Below are 5,481 nucleotides of genomic sequence, written 5' to 3'. Positions count from 1 at the left end.
TGTGGGCGAGGGTGACGCCCTTGGGGGTGCCGGTGGAGCCGGAGGTGTAGATGACGTAGATCAGGTTGTCCGGGCGGACGTCGACCGACGGGTTGTCCGTGGAGCGGCCCTCGATCGTCGCCGCGTCCTCGGTCGAGTCCAGGACGACCGTGCGGCCCTGGTGGATGCTCGCGATGAGGTCGGTGTGCTGGTGCTGGGTGACGACGATCTGTGCGCGGGCGTCGCCGAGGATGTAGCCGAGGCGTTCGACGGGGTTGGACGGGTCGAGGGGGAGGTAGCCGGCGCCGGACTTGAGCACGCCGAGGAGGGTGGGGATGAGGTCGATGCTGCGTTCCAGGCAGACCGCGACCAGGGTCTCGGGCCGGGCGCCCTGCTCGATGAGGTGGTGGGCGATCTTGTTGGCGCGCTCGTTGAGTTCGCGGTAGGTGAGGTGGGTGCCTTCGTAGGTCAGCGCGAGGGCGTCAGGGGTCGTGGCGGCCTGGCGCTCGAAGGCGTGGTGGACGCATTCCTCGCCGGTGAGGACGTGGGCGGGGTTCCACTCCTCCAGGAGCTTCGTGGTTTCCGCTTCGGGCAGGTAGGTCGCGCGGGCGTCGCCGGACGGGTCGGCGGCCATCGCCTCCAGCACCCGCCGGTACATCTGCGCCAGTCGCTCGGCGTTCTCCCTGCTGAGCACATTGGTGGCGCCGTTGATGTTGATGTTGCCGCCGGTCGCGATGATGTTGAGCGCGAACTCGTTGATGGAGACGCGGAACACCGCGCCGACGTCCACCCGCTGGCGGTCGACCTGGTGGAAGTCGAGGTAGTCGAACAGGATCGTGAGGAGACGCTCGTCGGACCCTGTGTGCCGCTGGATCGCGGGCAGCGGGTACCGGCGGTGCTCCCAGGTCGCGGTCTCCTGCTCGAAGACCTGCTGCACCAGCTCGCGCCAGGTGCGGGCGCTGCGGTCCATCGGGAACGGCACCGTGTTGAGGTGCATGCCCAGCACCCGGTCCGAGTCGACCGCGTCCATCCGGCCGTGGGCCACCAGGCCCGTGTGGTAGCGGGGTTCGGCCGTCAGCATGCCCAGCGCCTTCAGGTGCGCGGCCAGCAGGACGCTCTTCAGGGAGGTCTTGGCCTCACGGGCGAGCTGCCGCAGTTCCGTTTCGAGGTCGAGGAAGGGCACCTGCACCCGGTACAGCTCCATCGGCTTGTCCCGGTCCGCCCAGTCGGCGGGCAGGGTCACCGGCATGTGGGTGTCCACGATGCCGTGCCAGAAGGCCTGGTCCGCTTCGCTGTCCAGGGAGTCCAGCTCCGCTCCGATGAAGTCCGCGTACCGCACGGGCAGCGGCTCGACCGGTAGGTCCTCACCGCCGGCGCGGTAGTGCTGGTAGACGTTCAGCAGGTCCATCAGCAGGGTGTTGTTGCTCCAGCCCTCCAGGATCGCGTGGCAGTAGGTGACGGTGAACCGCCAGACGTCGTCCTCCTCCAGGTGCACCGCGAAGCGCAGCAGCGGACCCCTTGCGAGGTCGAACAGCTCGGCGCGCTCCCTGGCCACGAACTCCAGGCCGGCCTTCTCCTTCTCCGCCGAACCGAGGTGGCGGAGGTCGTGGATGGCGATGGGGATGTTGACCTCGGCGTGCACCAGCTGGAGCGGCTGCGAGTAGCCGGTGAGGTGGACGGAGGTGCGCAGGATGTCCTGCTGGAGGCCGATGGTCCGGACCGCCTTGCGGAACGCCGTCGCGGAGAAGGGCTCCTGGCCGGGCAGACGCTGCGTGTTGACGTTGTGGTAGACGTTCCGCCCGTTGCCGGCCAGCATCTCGACGATCATGCCGGTCTGGATCTGGGACAGCGGGTAGGCGTCGACGACGTCGGCGGGCAGCGCGGCCCGGTCCTCGTCGCTGATGAGGCTGAACGGGGCGACGGGTTCGGTGGTGACCGGTCCGCTGTCGGCGGCGTGCTGGGCCAGTGCGGCGATGGTGCGGTGTTGGAAGATCTGCTGGATGCTGAGGTCGTAGCCGGTCTGGCGCAGGGCGCCGGAGAGGCGGACGGCGCGGATGGAGTCGCCGCCGAGGTCGAAGAAGCTGTCTTCGACGCTGACCTGGTCGGTGGGCAGGTCGAGGACCTGGGCCCAGACGGCGGTGATGCGTTCCTCGATGGGGGTGCGGGGGGCGATGTGGGTGGTGGTGGCGAAGGCGGAGCGTTCGGGGGTGGGCAGGGCTCGGTGGTCGAGCTTGCCGTTGGGGGTGAGCGGGATTTCGTCGATGGCGACGAAGGCGGCGGGGACCATGTAGTCGGGGAGGGTCTGGGCGAGGTGCTTGCGCAATTCGCCGGCGTCCGGTCCCTGGTTGGTGGTGGGGACGAGGTGGGCGACGAGGGACTTCTGTCCGGTGGTGTCGGTGTAGGCGGTGACGACGGCGTCGCGGACGTCGGGGTGTTCGGTGAGCTTGGCCTGGATTTCGCCTAGTTCGATGCGGTAGCCGCGGATCTTGACCTGGGTGTCGATGCGGCCGAGGAATTCGAGGGTGCCGTCGGGCAGGCGCCGGGCGAGGTCGCCGGAACGGTACATGCGGGCACCGGCGGGGCCCCAGGGGTTGGGGATGAAGCGTTCGGCGGTGAGGTCGGGGCGGTTGAGGTAGCCGCGGGCAACGCCGGGTCCGGCGACGTGGATCTCGCCGGGGATGCCGACGGGCACCAGGTGGCCCCGCTCGTCCAGCAGGTGAATGCCCAGGTCCGCGAGGGGGCTGCCGATCGGGTTGCGGTGCGGGTTGGCGAGGTCGGTGTCGGTCACCTGGTGGTAGGTCGAGTGCACGGTCGTCTCGGTGATGCCGTACATGTTGACCAGGGCCGGCATTTCGGAGCCGAGACGCTCGGTCCAGGGCGCCAGGTCGCCGATCTCCAGCTTCTCACCGGCGAACACCACGGCTCGCAGGGCGAGTTCGTCGATGCGCGGGTCGCCGTCGGCGGCGAGGGTGGTGAGGGAGCGGAAGGCGGTGGGGGTCTGGCAGAGGATGGTGGCGCGCTGGGCGATCATGAGGTCGAGGAAGTCGTGCGGCGAGCGCAGGACCTCGAACGGAGCCACCACCAGGCGCCCGCCGTGGAGCAGAGCACCCCACATCTCCCAGACGGACACGTCGAAGGCGTAGGAGTGGAACAGCGTCCACACGTCGTCCGCTCCGAAGGCGAACTGCTCGCGCACCGAGTCCAGCAGACGCCACACGTTCGCGTGGGTGAGCGTGACACCCTTCGGCGTACCGGTGGAACCCGACGTGTAGATGACGTAGATCAGATTGTCGGCACGGACATCGACCGACGGGTTGTCCGTGGAGCGGCCCTCGATCGTCGCCGCGTCCTCGATCGAGTCCAGGACGACCGTGCGGCCCTGGTGGATGGTGCTCACGAGGTCGGTGTGCTGGTGCTGGGTGACGACGATCTGTGCGCGGGCGTGGTTCAGGATGTAGGCGAGGCGCTCGACGGGGTTGGACGGGTCGAGCGGGAGGTAGCCGGCGCCGGACTTCAGTACGCCCAGGATGGTGGGGATGAGGTCGAGGCCGCGTTCCAGGCACACCGCGACCAGGGTCTCGGGCCGGGCGCCCTGCTCGATGAGGTGGTGGGCGATCTTGTTGGCCCGCTCGTTGAGCTCGCGGTAGGTGAGGTGGGTGTCCTCGTAGGTCAGCGCGAGGGCGTCCGGGGTCTCGGTGGCCTGGCGCTCGAAGGCGTGGTGGACACACTCCTCCCCGGGAATCGTGGCGGCCCGGTTCCACTCCTCCAGGAGCTGGGTGGTTTCCGCTTCGGGCAGGTAGGTCGCGCGGGCGTCGCCGGACGGGTCGGCGGCCATCGCCTCCAGCACCCGCCGGTACATCCCCACCAGCCGCTCGCCGTTCGCCCGGTCGATGACGTTGGTCGCCGTGGCGATGCCGAGTCGGCCGGGGTTCGCGAGGACGGTCATGGCGAAGTCGTTGAACGCGTCGTCCACGTTGGCCTGGATGTCGACCGAGTCGGTGTCGACCTGGTGGAAGTCCTGGTAGTCGAACATCACGTCGAGCAGTCGCTCCGAGCCGCCCGTGGTGCGCTGGATGGCGGGCAGCGGGTAGCGGCGGTGGCCCCAGATGGCGGTCTCCTGGTCGAAGACCTGCTCGACCAGCTCGCGCCAGGTGCGGGCGCTGCGGTCCGCCGGGAACGGGACGGTGTTGAGGTGCATGCCGAGCACTCGGTCGCCACCGGTGGCCTCCAGGCGGCCGTGCGCCACCAGACCGGTGTGGAAGGCCGGCTCCGTCGTCAGCATGCCGAGGACCTTGACGTGCGCCGCGAGCAGCACGCTCTTCAGCGACGTCCGGGCGGCGGCAGCCAGCCCACGCAGGCCCGACTCCAGATCGTCGTAGACCACTTCGAGCTGGTAGTTCTCCCCGGGCGTGGCGTCGCTCTGCCAGCCGGCAGGCATGGTGAGCGGAGCGTGCACCGTGGTGATGTCCTGCCAGAAGGCCTGGCTCTTCTCACTGTCCAGGCACTCCAGCTCCGCCGCGACGAAGTCCGCGTACCGGACGGCCGGGGGCTGCGGGAGGGTGAGCGGCACCCCGTCGCGGAGGCAGCGGTAGGCCTCCAGCAGCTCCATCAGCAGGGAGTTGACGCTCCAGCCGTCCGTGATCGCGTGGCACTGGGTGAACGTCAGTCGCCAGGAGCGGTCGGACTCCAGGTGCACGTTGAGCCGCATCAGCGGAGCGGTCGCGAGGTCGAACAGCGCTGCCCGCTCCTGGTGGAGGAGCGCGAGCTCGTCGGCCCGTCGTTCGTCCGCGGTGAGATCGCGCAGGTCGTGGACGCTGAGCGGGATCTCCACCTCGGCGTGCACCAGCTGCAGCGGCTGCGAGTAGCCGGCCAGCTGTACGGACGTCCGCAGGACATCGTGCCGTCCGGCGACGACGGCCAGTGCCTCCGTGAGCGCCGCCGACGAGAACGGCTGGTCGTCCGGCACGCGGTAGGAGTTGATGTTGTGATAGCTGGCGTGGTCGTTCTCGGCCAGCATCTCGACGATCATGCCGGTCTGGACCTGCGACAGCGGGTAGGCGTCGACCACGTCGGCGGGCAGCGCGGCCCGGTCCTCGTCCGTGATGAGGGCGAAGGGCGCGACCGGTTCGGTGTCGGTCACCGGTCCGCTGTCGGCGGCGTGCTGGGCCAGCGCGGCGATCGTCCGGTGTTGGAAGATCTGCTGGATGCTGAGGTCGTAGCCGGCCTGGCGCAGGGCGCCGGAGAGCTGGACGGCGCGGATGGAGTCGCCGCCGAGGTCGAAGAAGCTGTCCTCGACGCTGACCTGGCCGGCCGAGAGGTCCAGGACCTGGGCCCAGATCGCGGCGATCCGCTCTTCGACCGGGTTGCGCGGTGCCACCTGATCGGCGGAGGCGAACACCGACCGCTCGGGCGCGGGCAGGGCTCGGTGGTCGAGCTTGCCGTTGGGGGTGAGGGGGATGTCGTCGATGGTGACGAAGGCGGCGGGGACCATGTAGCGGGGGA

At 69.5% G+C, this 5,481-nt stretch carries 1 protein-coding gene; it reads right to left on the bottom strand.

Going from position 1 to position 5,481, the window contains the following annotated elements:
- Positions 1 to 5,481, bottom strand: a 5,481-nt coding sequence (locus ACF1AK_RS35975; protein ID WP_391503048.1) for an amino acid adenylation domain-containing protein, incomplete at both ends; no start/stop codon positions are given.

It is taken from the genome of Kitasatospora sp. NPDC015120, from assembly GCF_043080305.1.
Taxonomy (GTDB): domain Bacteria; phylum Actinomycetota; class Actinomycetes; order Streptomycetales; family Streptomycetaceae; genus Kitasatospora.
The sequence above is the reverse complement of the archived record's forward strand: the minus strand, read 5'-3'. Positions and strand labels throughout refer to the sequence as shown.